The organism is Microbacterium marinilacus (assembly GCF_019753765.1).
In the GTDB taxonomy this organism is placed as follows: domain Bacteria; phylum Actinomycetota; class Actinomycetes; order Actinomycetales; family Microbacteriaceae; genus Microbacterium; species Microbacterium marinilacus.
On record NZ_JAIJZW010000001.1, the window covers coordinates 188,344 to 205,557 of the forward strand.

15 protein-coding genes are annotated in these 17,214 nt (G+C 72.3%); 7 read left to right on the plus strand and 8 right to left on the minus strand.

Going from position 1 to position 17,214, the window contains the following annotated elements; genetic code table 11:
* Positions 1-2 precede the first annotated feature (2 nt).
* Positions 3-209, minus strand: a complete 207-nt coding sequence (locus K5S26_RS00900) for an AsnC family protein (protein WP_221855119.1) — start codon at positions 207-209, stop codon at positions 3-5.
* A gap of 141 nt (positions 210-350) precedes the next feature.
* On the opposite strand from K5S26_RS00900, the gene K5S26_RS00905 reads away from it, so the two are divergent.
* The 7 genes from K5S26_RS00905 (at position 351) to K5S26_RS00935 (ending at position 9,105) form a co-directional block, all read left to right on the plus strand.
* Complete coding sequence (locus tag K5S26_RS00905; RefSeq protein ID WP_221855121.1) at positions 351-1,178, plus strand: DUF1684 domain-containing protein; 828 nt, start codon at positions 351-353, stop codon at positions 1,176-1,178.
* A gap of 138 nt (positions 1,179-1,316) precedes the next feature.
* Positions 1,317-2,654 carry a purine-cytosine permease family protein gene (locus K5S26_RS00910; protein ID WP_221855123.1) on the plus strand — a complete coding sequence of 446 codons (1,338 nt, stop codon included), beginning with the start codon at positions 1,317-1,319 and terminating at the stop codon, positions 2,652-2,654.
* 108 nt (positions 2,655-2,762) lie between these two features.
* Complete coding sequence (locus K5S26_RS00915) at positions 2,763-4,313, plus strand: hydantoinase/oxoprolinase N-terminal domain-containing protein (RefSeq protein WP_221855125.1); 1,551 nt, start codon at positions 2,763-2,765, stop codon at positions 4,311-4,313.
* Positions 4,310-5,389, plus strand: coding sequence for an S-methyl thiohydantoin desulfurase family protein (locus K5S26_RS00920; RefSeq protein WP_221855127.1), 1,080 nt, complete (start codon positions 4,310-4,312; stop codon positions 5,387-5,389). Before K5S26_RS00915 ends, K5S26_RS00920 begins: the two co-directional genes overlap by 4 nt.
* Positions 5,386-6,474 (plus strand): S-methyl thiohydantoin desulfurase family protein, encoded by a 1,089-nt coding sequence (locus K5S26_RS00925; protein WP_221855129.1) that lies wholly within the window; start codon positions 5,386-5,388, stop codon positions 6,472-6,474. Before K5S26_RS00920 ends, K5S26_RS00925 begins: the two co-directional genes overlap by 4 nt.
* Positions 6,475-6,571: 97 nt before the next feature.
* The gene (locus K5S26_RS00930) at positions 6,572-7,603 is read left to right on the plus strand and encodes a DUF917 domain-containing protein (protein ID WP_221855131.1); all 1,032 of its coding nucleotides are present in this window, start codon (positions 6,572-6,574) and stop codon (positions 7,601-7,603) included.
* Positions 7,597-9,105 carry a PucR family transcriptional regulator gene (locus K5S26_RS00935; protein WP_221855133.1) on the plus strand — a complete coding sequence of 503 codons (1,509 nt, stop codon included), beginning with the start codon at positions 7,597-7,599 and terminating at the stop codon, positions 9,103-9,105. Before K5S26_RS00930 ends, K5S26_RS00935 begins: the two co-directional genes overlap by 7 nt.
* An 87-nt stretch (positions 9,106-9,192) precedes the next feature.
* On the opposite strand, the gene K5S26_RS00940 is transcribed toward K5S26_RS00935, so the two are convergent.
* The 7 genes from K5S26_RS00940 to K5S26_RS00970 form a co-directional block, all read right to left on the minus strand.
* Positions 9,193-10,749 carry an aldehyde dehydrogenase family protein gene (locus tag K5S26_RS00940; protein WP_221855135.1) on the minus strand — a complete coding sequence of 519 codons (1,557 nt, stop codon included), beginning with the start codon at positions 10,747-10,749 and terminating at the stop codon, positions 9,193-9,195.
* A gap of 132 nt (positions 10,750-10,881) precedes the next feature.
* Positions 10,882-11,829 carry a sugar phosphate isomerase/epimerase family protein gene (locus K5S26_RS00945; protein ID WP_221855137.1) on the minus strand — a complete coding sequence of 316 codons (948 nt, stop codon included), beginning with the start codon at positions 11,827-11,829 and terminating at the stop codon, positions 10,882-10,884.
* 10 nt (positions 11,830-11,839) lie between these two features.
* Entirely contained in the window at positions 11,840-12,622 is a 783-nt protein-coding gene (locus K5S26_RS00950; protein WP_221855139.1) for an SDR family NAD(P)-dependent oxidoreductase, read from the minus strand.
* 98 nt (positions 12,623-12,720) lie between these two features.
* Entirely contained in the window at positions 12,721-13,542 is an 822-nt protein-coding gene (locus tag K5S26_RS00955; RefSeq protein WP_221855141.1) for an SDR family NAD(P)-dependent oxidoreductase, read from the minus strand.
* Between the two features lie 13 nt (positions 13,543-13,555).
* Positions 13,556-14,581, minus strand: coding sequence for a sugar ABC transporter substrate-binding protein (locus tag K5S26_RS00960; RefSeq protein ID WP_221855143.1), 1,026 nt, complete (start codon positions 14,579-14,581; stop codon positions 13,556-13,558).
* Between the two features lie 78 nt (positions 14,582-14,659).
* On the minus strand, positions 14,660-15,643 hold the full coding sequence (locus tag K5S26_RS00965; protein ID WP_221855145.1) for an ABC transporter permease: 984 nt from the start codon (positions 15,641-15,643) through the stop codon (positions 14,660-14,662).
* A gap of 1 nt (position 15,644) precedes the next feature.
* Positions 15,645-17,186, minus strand: a complete 1,542-nt coding sequence (locus K5S26_RS00970) for a sugar ABC transporter ATP-binding protein (protein WP_308122710.1) — start codon at positions 17,184-17,186, stop codon at positions 15,645-15,647.
* Between the last annotated feature and the right edge of the window lie 28 nt (positions 17,187-17,214).

Here is a 17,214-nt window from a genome sequence, read left to right on the forward strand (position 1 = left end):
TGCTACTTCCGGCCGAACTTCTTGTGGGCTGCCTGCTTGGTGATGCCGAGGGCGGTGGCGATGGCCTCCCACGAGTATCCCTGCACACGCGCTCGACGCACCTGAGTCTCCTCCTCGCGGCTGAGCGCGCGGCGCTGCTCCGCGATGCGGAAGAGGTGGGGGATCGGCTCGTCCGGGTCGGAGCCCACGGCGGTGACGGAATCGGCCATAGCGTCAACCATAGTTGACGTTCTGTGCGCGCGCAAATCTCGAGAATACGTCTGCGCGCCGAGAATGCGTGCGGCGTACGCATTCTCGGCGCGTGGAGGGATTGTCGCGGCGGGGGCCGACACGGGGGTGAGAATGGCGGCATGAGCAGCAGCGAAGCGGACAGGTCCGCGTACGACGCCTGGCGGCAGCTGCGGCTGCAGCAGGTCTCCGGCCCGGCGGGCAACATCGCCCTCGTCGACTACCAGCGCGTCGGCGGTGCGCCGGAGCAGGTCCGGGGCCTCCCCGCGACCGTCCATCGGGTGGGCGACGAGGAGGGCGTCCGGGTGCGCCCGCTCGGCGAGCTCGAGCTGGTCACCGCCTCGGGCGCCGAGAGCATCGGGGAGGAGACGCTCGTGCGGCGTCTCGGGCCCGACGGGCTGCCGCTGCTGCGTGCCGGGAGCGTCACGGCGGACGTCTTCAGCCTCGACGGCACCGGCTACGAGCTGCGCATCTACGACGCCGAGGCGCCGGCGCTGGACGACTTCGACGGCATCGAGACCGTCGACCACGACCCGGCATGGGTCGTCCCGGCGGTGTTCGAGGCGCACGACGAGGTGCAGCAGGTGCCCTGGGGGTTCACGCGCGACTCGGACACGGGGCACACCAAGGCCGTCCCGGGCACCGTGCGCGCGGAGATCGACGGTGTGCCGTACGCCTTCTCGGTCTTCGCCGACGGCCCGGCGCTGGTGCTGGTGTTCGCCGACGCGACCACGGGCTCCGAGAGCTACGCGCCCGGTCGCTTCCTGCGCCTGGACGCCGTGGCGTCCGGAGCGGCGATCACGCTGGACTTCAACCGCGCGATCGTGCCGCCGTGCGGCTTCAGCGACTACTACTCGTGCCCCATCCCTCCTGCCCAGAACCGGGTCGCGGCGGCCGTGCGGGCCGGGGAGCTCCGTGCGCGGTGGCGGTCCGGCTCGCGCGCTCACTGAGCACATCTCGGGGCGGATGGGCATTCGGCACAGTTCGACGACGATAACCGACGCACTGCACATCGCGCGTCGCGGGGGCGGCTCCTACGCTTGCGGAACCCCACCCTTCCAGTGCCTCCTCTCCCCGAAGGAGCCGTCATGGCAAGCTCCGCCCACGTCGACGACTACGCCCTCTCCCGCGTGCCCCTCTCCGATCGCAAGCACTGGTTCGGCATCGCCGTCCAGCGCTTCGGCCAGGTCTCCGCGCTCTCGCAGTTCCTGCTCGGCGCCACCCTCGGCTTCAGCATGTCGTTCGCGAACGCGTTCTGGGCCATCCTGCTCGGCTCGATCATCGTCGAGGTGATCATGTGCCTGGTCGGCATCATCGGCCAGCGCGAGGGCCTGAACACCGCCCTGCTCGCACGGTGGACCGGTTTCGGCGAGGTCGGCGCCTCGCTCGTCGGCCTGGCGGTCGGCATCAGCCTCATCGGCTGGTTCGGCATCCACTCGGCGATCGCCGCCGACTCGCTCGACGCCCTGATGCCCGGCGTGCTGCCCGCCTGGGGATGGAGCCTGATCTGCGGACTCGCGGTCACGGCGATCGTCGCCTTCGGCTTCAAGGGCATGCAGTGGCTCGCGAACGTCACCGTCCCGCTCTTCCTCGTGCTGGTCGGCTGGTCGGTCATCTCCGAGCTCTCGCGCCACGACCTCGGCACGCTGCTCACGAGCGCCCCGGCCGGCCCCGAGATGTCGATCCTCGCCGGCTCGGGCATCGTCGCGGGCGGAGTGATCGTCGGCGCGATCATCACCGGCGACATGACGCGCTTCAACCGCTCCGGCCGGGACGTGGTCAAGCAGACCGTCGTGGGCGTCAGCCTGGGCGAGTTCGTCATCGGCCTGGCGGGAGTGCTGCTCGCGCACGCCGCCCGCAGCGGCGACATCGTCGCGATCGTCACCTCGTCCGTCGGCTTCGTGGGACTGCTGATCGTGATCAGCGGCACGCTCAAGATCAACGACTGGAACCTGTACTCGTCGTCGCTCGGACTGGTGAACTTCGTCTCCACGACCTTCCGCCGGCAGCTGCACCGCGTCACGACGACCATCGTGCTGGGCGTGGTCGGCACGGTCCTCGCAGCGGTCGGCATCCTGGGCCAGTTCACCGCCTTCCTCACGGTGCTCTCCGTCGTCTTCCCGCCCATCGCGGGGATCATGGTGGCCGAGTACTTCGTCGTGAAGCGGTGGCGCAGCGACCTCGAGGTGAGCAAGGCGTCCGGCACGCTGCCGTCGTCGGCACCGCGCTTCGTGCCCGCCACGCTCATCATCTGGGCGGTGTCCGCGGTCGTCGGCTACTTCGTGACCTGGGGCATCCCGTCCGTCCTGAGCCTGCTGCTGTCGATGGCGCTCTACATCGCGGCCGGCCGCCTCGGCTGGGTGCGGGGCGTCGGCAGCGCGAAGACCCCCGAGATCGCCGCGGAGCAGCAGGCGCAGACGGCCTGATCGCATCCGGCCCATCGGGCCGCGGGCGCGCCCCGCGCAAATCCGACGCACCATCGAACGCAACCCGGACCCGAACGCACCCCGAGCGGGAAGAGAGAGACGAGCTTCATGCACATCGGCATCGACGTCGGCGGCACCAACACCGACGCGGTCCTCATGGACGGCACCACGACCCTGGCGGCGGTCAAGCACTCGACCACCCCGGACGTCACGAGCGGCATCGTGCAGGCGGTGGAGGCGCTGCGCGATCAGCACGCGTTCGGGGGCGGCGACGTCGAGGCGGTGATGATCGGCACGACGCACTTCATCAACGCCCTCGTGCAGGCCAAGCGTCTCGCGCCGACCGCCGCGCTGCGGCTCGGCCTGCCCGCGACGCGCGCCCTGCCGCCGCTCGTCGACTGGCCGCAGCCGCTCGTCGAGGCGCTGCAGGCTCGTACGTACCTCGCACACGGCGGCTACGAGTTCGACGGCAGGCCGATCTCGCCGCTCGACCCCGAGGAGCTGCGGGAGCACGCGCGGGACATGAAGGCGGCCGGCGTGCGATCGCTGGCGATCTCCAGCGTGTTCAGCCCCGTCAACCACGACCTCGAGCTCGAGGCCGCGCGGATCGTCGGCGAGGTGCTCGGCGACGACGTCGCGGTGTCGCTCAGTCACGAGATCGGGCGGATCGGCCTGCTCGAGCGCGAGAACGCCACGATCATCAACGCCGCGCTGCGCGAGCTCGCGGGCGAGATCGTCGACGGGCTGACGGCGGCCGTGCGGTCGCACGGCATCGACGCGCCGATCTTGCTCAGCCAGAACGACGGCACCCTGATGGACGAGGACTTCGTGCGCCGCTACCCGGTGGCGACGTTCGCGTCGGGGCCCACCAACTCGATGCGCGGCGCCGCCGTCACGAGCGGGCTGTCGACGTGCGCGGTCGTCGACGTGGGCGGCACCACCGCCGACATCGGGCTGCTGATCGGCGGCTTCCCCCGCGAGACGGCGAACGAGGTCAAGGTCGCGGGCATCCGCACGAACTTCCGCATGCCGGACGTGCTGTCCATCGGCATCGGCGGCGGCAGCATCGTCGACGTCGACACGGCCGAGGTGGGGCCCGAGTCCGTCGGCTACCGGCTGACGAGCGAGGCGCTCGTGTTCGGCGGCTCCACGCTGACCGCCACGGACATCGCGGTCGCGGCCGGCCGGGCGCAGATCGGCGACGCGTCGAAGGTCGCTCACCTCGACCCGGAGCTCGTCGAGCGCGTGCTCGCGCGGATCGCCGAGCGCGTCGCGGAGGCCGTCGACCGGATGCGCACGTCGCCCGACCCCATCCCCGTGGTGGCGGTCGGCGGAGGATCCATCCTGCTGCCCGACGAGCTGCCGGTGTTCGGCGTCGTCCACCGGCCGGAGAACTACGCCGTGGCCAACGCGATCGGCGCGTCGATCGCCCAGGTCGGCGGCGAGATCGACAAGGTGACCGTGGTCGAGCCCGGGCGGCGCGACGAGATCATCGCCGCCGTGAAGCAGGAGGCCGTCGAGAAGGCGGTCGCCGCCGGGGCCCGCCCGGACTCGGTCGCGATCGTCGACTTCGACGAGGTGCCGATCCCGTACCTGCCCGGCAACGCCACGCGCGTGCGGGTCAAGGCGGTCGGCGACCTCGAGATGGGCGCGCGATGAGCTGGCGCGTCGACAGCGCGTCGATCGACGACCTGGCCCGCGGCGCCGCCGTCCTCGGCACCGGCGGAGGCGGCGACCCGTACATCGGGGCCCTGCTCGCCAAGCGGGCGATCGCCGAGCACGGGCCCGTCACCGCCGTGCGCCTCGACGAGCTGCCGGAGGACGCCCTCGTGCTGACCGTCGCGATGATGGGCGCGCCGACCGTCATGGTCGAGAAGCTGCCCGGGCTCGACGAGGTCATGGGGCCCGTGCGCGCCCTCGGCACCTACCTCGGCCGGCCCGTGACGCACGTCGCGTGCGCCGAGGCGGGCGGCGTGAACTCGACCATCCCGATCGCGGCCGCGGCGGCGCTCGGCCTGCCGCTGGTGGACGGCGACGGCATGGGACGGGCGTTCCCCGAGCTGCAGATGGTGCTCCCGACGCTGTACGGCGTGAGCGCCTCGCCGCTCGCCTTCAGCGATGAGAAGGGCAACGTCGGCGTGCTCCAGACGGTCGACAACCTCTGGACCGAGCGGATCGCGCGCGTCGCGGCCGTCGAGATGGGCTGCTCCATCATGATCTCGGGCTTCGCGATGAGCGGCGCGCAGGCACGCGAGTCGCTCGTGGACGGCTCGCTGCGGCAGTGCATCGACCTCGGCGCAGGCATCCGGGAGGCCCGCGAGCTCAAGCTCGACCCCGTCGAGCGCGTCGCCGGGCTGCTGGGAGGGCGCGAGCTGTTCTCCGGCAAGGTCGTCGACGTCCAGCGCGGCACCACCAGCGGCTTCGCCCGCGGCACCGCGCGGATCGACGGCGCGGGCGAGCTGACGCTGCGGTTCCAGAACGAGCACCTCATCGCGGAGCTCGACGGGCGCACCCTCGCGACGACGCCCGACCTCATCATGGTGCTCGAGCACGACTCGGGCGAGCCGATCACCACCGAGGGCCTGCGCTACGGCCAGAGGGTGCGCGTGCTCGCGGCGCCGAGCGATCCCCGCTGGCACTCGGAGGAGGCGCTGGCGATGGTCGGTCCCCGGTACTTCGGCTACGACATCCCCGCCCATCGCTTCGACGGCACGGTCTCGGCGGTGCACGCATGAGCTGGGAGCTGACGGCCGCCGATCTGCCCGACCTCGCCCGCGGCGCGACCCTGCTCGGCACGGGAGGCGGCGGCGACCCCTACATCGGGTCGAAGCTCGTCGAGCGCGTGCTGGGCGACGGGGCGATCACGGTGCTGGACCCCGACGAGCTGCCGGATGACGCCTTCGTCATCCCGACCGCCCAGATGGGCGCGCCCACCGTCATGATCGAGAAGATCCCGGCCGGCACCGAGCCCGTGCTCGCGCTGCGCACGCTCGAGGAGCACCTCGGACGGACGGCCGACGCCACCATGCCGATCGAGTGCGGCGGCATCAACTCGATGATCCCGTTCGTCGTGGCCGCCGAGACGGGCCTGCCGGTGGTGGACGCCGACGGCATGGGCCGCGCCTTCCCCGAGCTGTCGATGGAGACCTTCGCCGTGTACGGCGTGCACGGCTCGCCGCTCGCCCTCGCGGGCGAGCGCGGCGAGCGCGTGATCATCGACACCGGCGACGACGACCGGCAGATGGAGCGGCTGGCGCGCGCCGTGACGATCCGCCTCGGCGGGGTCGGCCACATCGCCGAGTACGCCATGTCCGGTGCCGACGTGAAGCGCACGGCGGTGCCGCGGACCATCTCCATGGCGCTCGCCCTCGGCCGGGCGATCCGGGTCGCGCGCGAGCAGAAGCGCTCGCCGTTCGAGGCGATCGCCGACACCCTGGCCCCGACGCTCTACTCGCACGTGCGCGAGCTGTTCGTGGGCAAAGTCGTCGACGTCGACCGCCGCACCACGGAGGGCTTCGCGCGCGGCCTCGCGCGGATCGCGCCGCTCGACGGCGGCGACGAGCTCGAGATCGCGTTCCAGAACGAGAACCTGACGGCACGGCGGGGCGGCGAGCTGCTGGCGATCGTGCCCGACCTCATCTGCGTCGTCGACCACGAGACCGCCGAGCCGATCACGACCGAGGGGCTGCGCTACGGGCAACGAGTGCGGGTGCTCGGCATCTCGACGCCCGACCTCATGCGCACGCCGGAGGCGCTCGCCGCGTTCGGCCCCGCCGCCTTCGGGCTCGACGAGACGTTCCGCCCCGTCGAGTCGCGCTGATCGCGGGGTCCGGGATCGTGCGCGTCCGGGATCGCCCGAGGACGGGCTGTCGCTCAGGGCTCACGCGGTCTCCCCGACGAGGCCTAGGCTGACGGACGTGGCGCGACGGGTCGAGCGAGCCGATGTCGCGGCCCTGGCCCGCGGCTGCGCGCTGCTGGGGTCCGGAGGCGGGGGAGTGACCACCCACCTGGAGCTGATCGCGCGCTCGGCGAGCTGGCCGGTCGACCTCGTCTGCGTCGACGACCTGGACCCCGCGACGCCCTGCATCGCGGCGGCGTTCGCGGGCTCGACGATGGTGCTCACCGAGCGGCTGCCGGGAATCGAGCCGTTCGCGCCGCTCGTGGCGGCCGTCGAGCGGTGGCTGGGGCGCGAGGTGCCCGCCCTGTGCTCGTTCGAGATCGGGGGCCTGAACGGTCTCACCGGCCCGGTGGCGGCAGGCGGGCGCGTGCTCGTCGACGCCGACTGCATGGGGAGGGCTCTGCCGCGCATCGACCAGGTCTCGCTCGTCGTCGACGGCGTGCCCGGTCTCGTGTTCGCCGTCACCACCGGCGCGGGCGTCACGCTGATCGAGAGCGCGCGGCCGACCGACGTCGAGTCGCTGGTGCGCGCCGCGCTGCAGCAGGCGGGCGGCACGGGCGCCGTCGTCGTCGGCGGCTTCACCGTGGGAGACCTGCGGCAGCACGCGATGCCCGGCATGCTCTCCCGCGCGCTCGACCTGGGTCGCGCGTTCCTCGGCGCCCGCGAGCTGCCCGTGCCGGAGTTCGCCGAGGCGCTCGGCGGTCGGCTGCTGGCGGTCGGGCGCATCCGTGACGCCCTGACCGGCCCTGTCGACCCGCAGGTGCAGTCGTTCGAGATCTCCGGGGCGGACGGCGCGGTGCATCGTCTCGTGACGAGGACGGAGACGCTCGCCCTCGTCACCGACGGCGCCCTGGTGAGCTCCTCTCCCGACGTGCTGGCGGTGGTAGATGCACGCACGCGCGCCATCCTCGAGGTGCCGCAGCTCAAGCTCGGTCAGCACGTCGCCGTCGTCGAGCTGCCCGTGTCGGGGTGGTGGCGCGCGTCGCGCGAGCGGATGCGGCGCGTGGTCCCCTCGTTCTACGGCATCGAGGCACTGGACCCCGCATGGTGAGCGTCCTCGATCTGGCGGCCCTGCGCGCGGAGTCGGCGCACGGCGGCGTGCGGCACGTCGCGGGGCCGGCGGACGGCGAGTGGCCGGCGGCCGCCCTGGCGCTCACCGACGAGCACCTGGCCGACGACGGGGGCGGACGCCTGGCGATCCTCGCGACGCCGCTCCCGGCCGAGCCGTGGCGCACGGACGCGCTGCTGCGCCGCGTGCGGGACCGCAGCTACGCCGCCCTCGCGGTGCCGGGGGCGGAGGCCCTGGGACAGGGGGCGCGTCGCCTCGCCGATCGGATCGGACTGCTGGTGCTGGAGGCCGAGCGGCCCTTCGAGCTCGCCGAGACCTGCTGGCGGCTCGCGCTGGCGCGCGACGCGGTGGCGCTCGAGATCGTGCGCCGCCTCGTCACGGTTTTCCGTTACCCCGCACGGGATCTGCGCGATCTGCTGGCACATCTCGCGGCCGCGACCGGTCGGGGCGTCGCGCTGCTGGACGCGTCGGGCGTCTTGGAGGAGGCGGGCGGCGAGCTGGGGCCGGCCGCCGCCGCGATCGACTGGGAGCGATGGACCGACCTGGCGGAGGCCGACGACGTGTCGGTGGCGAGCGTGCGCGTGGACAGCCCGTCTCGGCCTGGGCTGCGGCTGGCGTTCTTCGCGACGGGCATCCGTCCCTCGCAGCTGCGGGCGCTCGCCGTGGCCGCGGACGTCGCGATGCCCGCGGTGGCCGCCCGCATCCTGATCGACGAGGTGGCGGCGGTGAGCGACGCCTCGGTGTCCGCCGACCTCCTGCGCGAGTTCCTCGAGCTGCGCGGCGCTCACGACGCGGACGTGGAGAGGCGCATGCTCGAGCGCGGCTGGCGCCAGAACGGGCATCACCTGGGGTTCCGGATCGTCTCCCGCGGGCGCGTGGACCCGCACGGCCTGCTGCGGTCGGTCACGGCGGGCCTCAGCACCCTGGGGCTCGAGCATCACGCGACCGTGATGGGACGGGGCGTGACGGGCTGGCTGCGCGTCGTCGAGGCCCCCGCCCCCGGCGAGCTGGAGGCCGCGGTCGGGGCGCTGCGGTCGCTGCACGAGTCGACGAGGCGCGCGTTCAACGTGGCCACCGGCGTCGGCTCGCTGCAGCGCGACGCGCCCGGGCTCGCGGCGACGCTCGGCGAGGCGGCCGACGCCGCGCGCATCGCCAGCGATCGCTCCTCCACCGGGTGGTTCGTGCGGGTCGACACCTTCGGCCTCGAGCAGCTGCTGCTCGCGCGCACCGAGAACGACACGTTCCTGCCCGCGGCCGAGTCGCTGCTGGCGCCCCTGCGCGGCGAGGACGACGTGCTGCTGCGCACCCTCGCGGCCTATCTCGACAACGAGTCGGGGATCGCCGCGACGGCCGACGCGCTGGAGGTGCACCGCAACACGGTCAGCACCCGCATGCAGCGCATCCAGGAGCTGCTCGGGGTCGACATGGGCGATCCCGGCTCCCGGCTGGCGTTGCACCTGGCGTGCCGCGCGCTGCTGCGCTGACACCGCGAGGATCCACCGAGAATACGACTCTGCGCCGAGAATGCGCGTGTCGCACGCATTCTCGGCGCAGAGAGGGATTGTCGCGTATCAGTGCGCCATGGCCGCGAGGGCCTCCTCGTCGAGCGTGGCGATCGAGCGGGTGTCCTGGAAGGCGCGCACGCCCTCGATGCCCTGCTCGCGGCCGAAGCCCGACTGCTTCACGCCGCCGAACGGCGCGCGCAGGTCGAGGCGGGTGGCGCCGTGGTCGTTGACCCAGACGTAGCCGCACTCCAGCTGCGAGCCGATCCGCTGCGCGGTGTCCGGGCTGGCGGTCCACACCGAGCCGCACAGGCCGCCCCACGTGTCGTTCGCCGCCGCGATCGCCTCGTCCTCGCTGTCGAAGGCGATCACGGGGATGACGGGACCGAACTGCTCCATCGTGACCACCCGCAGCGACGGGTCCGGGTCGATCACGAGCGCCGGGCGCAGGAAGTTGCCGCCCTCCAGCTCGCCGCCGGGCAGCTCCCCGTACTCGCGCACCTCGGCGCCCGCGTCCTTGGCCTCCTGGATGAGCTCCTCGACGAAGGCCTTCTGCGCCGGCTGGTGCAGCGGTCCCATCGTGGTGCCCTCGTCGAGCCCGTATCCGAGCACGACCTTCTGCAGCCGCGCCTCGAGCCCGGCGACGAGCTCGTCCTTGCGGGAGCGGTGCACGTAGAGGCGCTTGGCGTTCATGCAGATCTGGCCGGTCGTGTCGTAGATCGCCGCGTACAGGCGGTCGAGGTGCGTGTCATCGAGGATCGCGTCCTCCGCGATCACGGCCGCGTCGTTGCCGCCCAGCTCGAGCGTGACGCGCGTCAGCGACTTGGACGCCATCTCCATCATCCGCTTGCCGCCGTTGACGCTGCCGGTGAAGCAGAGCTTGGCGACGTCGGTGTTCTGGATGAGGGCGGACATGTTCTCGTCCGTGCCCGTCACCACGTTGAGCACGCCCGCGGGCAGCTTCTCGGCCACCCGCTGCACGACCCGGGTCGTGGCCAGCGGCGCGGAGGGCGGCGGCTTGACGATCGCGGTGTTGCCGGCGAGCAGCGCGTGCGGCAGCGATGCGCCGAGGATCGCGATGGGCCAGTTGAACGGCACGATCACCGAGACGACGCCCAGCGGCTGGTAGCCGACCTGCGTCGTGACCGGGATGCCGGGCGCGGGCTCGAGCACCTTGCCCTTGTCGACCTCCTCGGCCAGTGCGAGGGCGAGGTTCCAGCGGATCTCGAAGACGAGCGCGTCGACCCATCCCTCCATCCGGACCTTGCCGTTCTCCTGCGACAGGATCGCCGCGTCGTCGTCGCGCTCGTCGGCGATGCCGGCGATCGCGTCGGCCATGGCCTTCGCGCGTTCCTGGGCGCTCAGCGCCGACCACGCGGGGAAGGCGGCCTTGGCGGCCTCGACCGCGTCGGCGACGTCCTGCTTCGAGGCGGATGCCGCCTCGCCGACGACGACGCCGGGCTTGGCGGGGTCGGCGACCTTCAGCACCTCGTCGGTGAAGCGCTCCTCGCCTCCGATGTACAGGCCCGTGCGCACGGCGGCGGCCGTGGCCTCCGCGCCTGCCGTGGTCACGTCCGGGGCGGATGCCGCGTCCGTGCTCACCACGGCGTTCTCCGTGTCCGTCATGGGATCACTCACCTCTCTGTGTGTGTGCTGCGGGCGGTGCGCCCGCGGGGTTCCGGGGGGAAGTCTCGGGATCAGTGTCGTCCACGCCGGAGGCGGATACAACACGGGTGACAGGATTCGCGTGAATGGATCTCACGGCGCCGTCCCGACGGTCGGGACCTGCGCGCGGGAGAGCCGCGCGGCGCGGCGTCCGACGGTGCTCGACGCCCAGCCCGCCCGGATCACGCGCACGGCGTCGTCGGTCAGGTGGACGCCGTCGCGATAGGGCTCGCGCCAGATCGCGAGCGCGTCGCGGGCAGGCTCCGGCAGGATCGCCGCGGTGAACGCCTCGACGCCCCAGCGCCCTTCGTAGCCGGCGTCGAGGGCGCCGCGCACGACGTCCGCCACGTCCACCGCCCCTCGGGAGAGCGCGCCGCGACCCGACTGGCCGAGCTCGAGGAACGCCAGCCGCGGCAGGGCGGTGCGGATCGCGCCCGCCAGGTCGTCCTCCTCGACCGCCATGTGGAACGTGTCGAGGTGGATCCGCAGGTGCGGCGACCCGCTCGCCTCGGCATACGCCATCGCCTGGTCGGCGGTGTTCACGAGCGCGGTCTCGTAGCGGTTGAGCACCTCGAACACCATGGCGACGCCCCGCTCGTGCGCCTCGTCCGCGACCTCCCCGACGGCCGCGGCGGACCGTCGCCACGCATCGACGGGGGCCGCGCTCGGGGCCCGGCCGAACAGCCCGTACGGCACGCCGTTGAGCTGGTCGGAGCCGAGCGCCGCCGCGAGGCCGACCATGCGCCGCAGCGCGGCGATGCCCGCCGCGCGCACCTGCGGGTCGGACGAGGACACGTCGGCGCCCGGCGACTGGCCCGCGATGGGGATCGCCGTGAGCCCGCGCGCCTCGCAGAGCCTGCGGAAGCCCGCGGCGTCGAACGCGTCGGCGTCGACGGGCGCCAGCACGACGCGACGGAAGCCGCGTGCGGCGATCGCGTCGAGGGCGGAGGCGATCAGGTCGGACCCGGGGTCGGCGAGCAGCACGTTGAGGTGGCACGCGACATCGAGCCCCGGGGGCAGTCGTTCGGCGACGGCGCTCATCGGGGCCCGCTCAGAACACCGGCAGCTGCAGCCGCTGCTTGAAGACGGAGTAGCCGTCGTCGACGCTCACCACCGTGCCGTTGATGACGCGCGACTCGTCCGAGGCGAGGAACGCCACGACGTCGGCGATCTCGTCCGGGTTCGTCAGCCGGCCGCGCAGCTGCTCGGCCGCGAACGTCGCGCGCAGCTCGTCGCTGAACTGGTTGATGATCGGCGTCGCCACCCGGCCGGGGGTGATGGCCACCGCGCGGATGCCGTGCTCCGCCAGCTCGTACGCCGCCGAGCGGGTGAACGAGATCACGGCCGCCTTCGCGGCGCTGTAGGTGAACGACAGCTCGGCCGCCTGCTCGCCGTACACGGACGACGTGCTGATGATGACGCCGCCCGAGCCCTGCTTCGCCATCTGCCGGCCGGCCGCGACGATGCCGTAGTAGACGCCGTTCTGGTCGACGCGCACGATGCGCTCGTAGTCGGCCTCCGGGTCGTGCTCCAACAGCGGGACGCCGCCGGCGATGCCCGCGTTGTTGAAGATGACGTGGACCGCGCCGAAGACCCGGACGGCTTCCGCCACCATCTGCTCGACCTGCGCGAACACGGACACGTCGACCGCGGTCGCCGCGGCGGAGCCGGGGAAGCCGGCCTCCTCGACCTCGGCCACGACCTCCTCCGCGCGGGCCCGATCGATGTCCGCGACGAGCACCTTCGCGCCCTCCCGCACGAACTTGTGCACGGTGGCGCGCCCGATCCCGCTCGCCCCGCCCGTGATGATGGCGACCTTGCCGTCCAGTCTCATGTGTCGATCTCCCTCTCGTCGGATGTGTCTTGTCGGATGTGTCGTGTCGGATGTGTGTTCGTCGTGCCTGCCGGTGCGCCCACGTGCGCGCGGCGGTCTCAGAAGCCGATGTGGGACAGCGCGAGCGCGCCGCCGTCGACCGCCAGGATCGCGCCCGTGACGAAGGACGCCGCGGGCGAGACCAGGAACAGCATCGGCCCCTGCACGTCGGCCATCGTGCCCATCCGTCCGAGGGGGATGGTCTCGGCCCAGCCCGCCTCCTGCTCGGGGGTGATCTCGGTCTTGCCGTCGCCGATCCGGGTGCCCTTGAACGGCCCCGGGGCGATGGCGTTGACGCGGATGCCGCGCGGCGCCAGCTCGAGCGCCAGCTGACGCACGAGGTTGAGGATCCCCGCCTTCGTCGTCACGTACGCGTACGACACCATGGGGTCCGTGCGCAGTCCGGCGGTGGATGCCGTCACCAGGATGCGCCCGCCGGGCTCGAGCACCCGCGCCGCGGCGCGCACGGTCTCGAACGTGCCCGTGAGGTTGGTCGCGAGCACCTCGTCCCACTCGGCGTCGGTGTAGTCGGCGATCCTGCCGTCGGCGCGGTAGCTCGCGCCGCCGGCGATGCCGGCGTTCGCGACGACCACGGTGGGGCGGCCGACCTCGTCCACGATGCGCGTCAGCACCGCGTCCATGGCGCCGCGCTCCGAGACGTCGACCGCATAGCCGTGCGCGCTCCCGCCGGCCGCGACGATGCCGGCGGCGACGTCTGCCACGCGCGACGCGCTGCGCCCGAGGACGACCACCACGGCGCCGGCTGCGGCGTAGACCTCGGCGGCGGCCTGGCCGATGCCGCTCGACGCCCCGGTCACGACGACGACGTCGCCGCTGAGGTCGGTCAGCGCCGGGAGCCCGGCGGCGGTGACGATTCCCATGTCGGCCACCGGATCAGAGGGTCGGCTCGAACGAGTCGACGTTGCTGCGGTCGATGAGCTCGCCGTCGAGGTCGATGAAGTTGTCCTCCGGCAGCGTCGCGGAGTCGCGGTAGTCGTTCATGATGTCGATCATCTGGTCGACCACCCCGATCCAGTCCTGCGCCATCGAGGCGTACATCGGGCCGTCCTTCTTGATCTCGACCGTCGTCTCCTCGAGCGCGTCCACGCCGGTGACGAAGATGTCGTCCCGGCCCGCCTCGTTGATGGCCTTCACCGCACCGAGCGCGGCGTCGTCCCAGCCGACCCAGACCCCGTCGAGCCCGTCGGGGTTCGCCTGGAGGTAGTCGGTGACGAAGTTGAGGGCCTCGGTGCGTCCCGTGCCGGGATCGAGCGCCTGCTTCATCTCGCCGCCGGCGATGTTCGAGCCGGACTCCTCGAGCAGGTCGAGCGCGAGGTTGCTGCGGGTCGTGATGCCGATGTGCGGGTCGTGGCCGATCACCATCACGTTCTTGCCCTCGAGGCCGCCCATGGCCTCCTCGAGCGCGCCGACCGTCGCCTCCGCCATCTGCTGCTGGCTGAAGGTGATGTCGACGGCGAACGCGTCGTTCGGCTCGACGCCGCCGTCGATCGAGAAGATCGGGATGCCCGCGGCGGCGGCCGCCTGCTCGAGCGGCGCTGTCTGACGCGGGTCCGGGAAGCCGGCGAGGATGGCGTCCGCGCCCTGCGTGATGGCGGTCTGGATGTCGCTGTTGATCTTGTCGTAGTCGAACGAGCTGGTGTAGAGCGTGACCTCCCAGTTCTCCTGCTCGTTGCCCTTCGCGACGAAGTCGTCGAGCGTGAGCTTGCCGCCGGGGGTGCCGTAGCCGGCGGTGAAGGCGGCGACCTTGAAGACGCCGTCGTCCCCCATCCCGTCGGTCTTCTCGGCGCTCTCGCCGGCGGTGCCTCCGCCGGTGTCGACCGAGCAGCCGACGAGGGCGGCGAGGGCGAAGAGCGAGACGCCGGCGGCGGCCAGGGGCTTGCGCATGGTTCGTGCGTGCATCGTGAACTCCTTTGTCGTGATGCGTGATGCGTGATGCGTGATGCGTGGGTGTTGCGGTTGCGGGGCGGGCGCCCCGGGTCAGACGGTCTTCTTCTTGAGCCCTGACAGCAGGACGGCGCCGACGATGATCACGCCGATGAGCACCTGCTGGAAGTACGTGTTGACGCCGACGATGTTCAGGCCGTTCTGGACGACGCCGATGATCGCGACGCCGACGAGCGTGCCGCCGACGTTCGCCTGGCCGCTGCGCAGCAGGGTCATGCCGAGGAAGACGGCGGCGACGGCGTACATCATCAGGTCGTTCGCCGAGCTCGGCCCGGCGCTGCCGAGGCGGCTGACCAGCACGATGCCGCCGAGGCCCGAGAGCACGCCCGCCACCGCGAAGGCGAGGAAGCGCGTGGAGCGCACGCTCACGCCCGACAGCCGCGCGACCTCCGCGTTGCCGCCGATCGCGTACCAGCGGCGGCCGATCGTGGTGAAGCGCAGCACGAGCCACACGACCACGGACAGCACGGCGGCGTAGATCACCGGTGCGGGGATCGAGTTCACCCGCATCTGGCCGAGGATGTTGAACTCCTCGGGCCAGCCGTAGATGTTCGTGCCGGTCGTGACGATGAGGGCGAGACCGCCGACGGTCGTCATGGTCGCGAGCGTCGCGACGAACGCCGACAGGTTCAGGTAGGCCACCAGCACGCCGTTGACGGCGCCGACGAGGAGCCCCACCCCGAGCCCCGCGACCACCGCGAGCGGGATCGGGGTGCCGCCGACCAGCAGCGCGCCGGTCGAGGCCCCGGAGAGCGTCGCGGTCGTGCCGACCGAGAGGTCGAAGTCGCCCACGACCATCACGACGGTCTGCGCGACCGCGATGATCGTCAGGATCGCCACCTGGTTGAGGATGTTCGTCATGTTGCCGGGGGTGAGGAACACCCCGCGTCCGGCGGCGGTGAACACGATGACGAGCAGGATGAGCGCGACGATCGTGCTGCCCTGCCACACCCACTGGGTCCAGGCCGAGCGATCGCGTCCCACCGCGGGGATCGTGAGAGTGTCTGTCTGCGCCATCTCAGGCGTCCCTTCCGTATGCGTATCCGAGCAGGAGCTCGTCGTCGGCCTCCGCCGCGTCGACCACGCCGGCGACGCGCCCCTCGTGCATCACGAGGATGCGGTCCGACAGCCCGATCAGCTCGGGCAGCTCGCTGCTGACGGCGACGACCGTGGTGCCGGTGGCCGCGAGCCGGCGGATGAGTCGGTAGATCTCGGCCTTGGTGCCGACGTCGATGCCGCGCGTCGGCTCGTCCATGAGCAGCACGCGCGGGCTGCGGGCGAGCATCTTCGCCAGCACGACCTTCTGCTGGTTCCCGCCCGAGAGCTGGCCGACGGGCTGGCGCACGCCGCTCGCCTTGATCTGCAGCTCGTCGAGCGCGCGCCGGGCGAGCTGCTGGACACGACGGCCCGACACGATGCCGCCGGGGCCGACCGTCCGAAGGTTGGCGATCGCGACGTTCTCCGAGATCGGCGCCGACAGGATCACGCCCTGACTGCGCCGCTCCTCCGGCACGAGCGCGATGCCCGCCTCGAGGGCGCGCCCCACGCCGCGGCGGCGGAGCGACACGCCCGCGACCTCGACGTGACCGTCGCTGCGCCGCTGCGCGCCGGCGAGCAGCCGCAGCAGCTCGCTGCGACCCGAGCCCGCGAGGCCGCCGATGCCGATGACCTCGCCGGCCCGCGCCTCGAACGAGACGTCCCGCACGCGGCGCCCCGAGAGCCCGTCGACGCGCAGCACGACCTCGTCTCCGGCGGTGCCGCGATCGGGATAGAGCTCGCTCTGCTCGCGGCCGACCATGGTCGAGATCACGTCGTCGATCGACGACTCGGCGACGGGCTTCGTGACGATCGTGCGGCCGTTGCGCATGACGGTGAGCCGGTCGCACAGCTCGAACACCTCCTCGAGCCGGTGCGAGACGTACACGATCGCCACCCCGTCGTCGCGCAGGCCGCGCAGCACCTCGAACAGGTCGCCGATCTCCGTGTCGGTGAGAGCCGCCGTGGGCTCGTCGAGGATCAGCACCTTGGCGTCGATCATCAGCGCGCGGGCGACGGCCACCATCGTCTGCTGCACGGGGGAGAGGGCGCCGGCGAGTCGCCGGAGGGGGATGCGCTGGTTCAGCCGTGTCAGCTGTGCGCGGGCTCGGCGGTGCAGCTCGTCCCAGCGCACGACGCCGAGCGTCGAGGGCGCGCCGTCGCCCAGCACGATGTTCTCGGCGACCGAGATCGTCGGCACGATCGACAGCTCCTGGTAGAGCGCGACCACGCCCGCCTTGTGCGCGGCGCGGACGTTCGCGAAGTCGACGGGCTCGCCGGCGATCAGGACTTCGCCCTCGTCCTGCTGGTAGAGACCGGTGATGATCTTGATCAGCGTCGACTTGCCGGCGCCGTTCTCGCCGAGGAGCGCGTGGATCTCTCCCGGGCGCACCTCGAGCTCGACCCCGCGCAGCGCCTGCACGCCGTCGAACCGCTTGACGATGTCGCGCACCTCGAGGGCCGGGGGCTGCACGCCGCCCGCGATGTCCGCCGTGACGTCGGCGACGGACGTCCGGTCGCTCACGTCGTCGCTCCGCCCGCTCCGAGCCGCC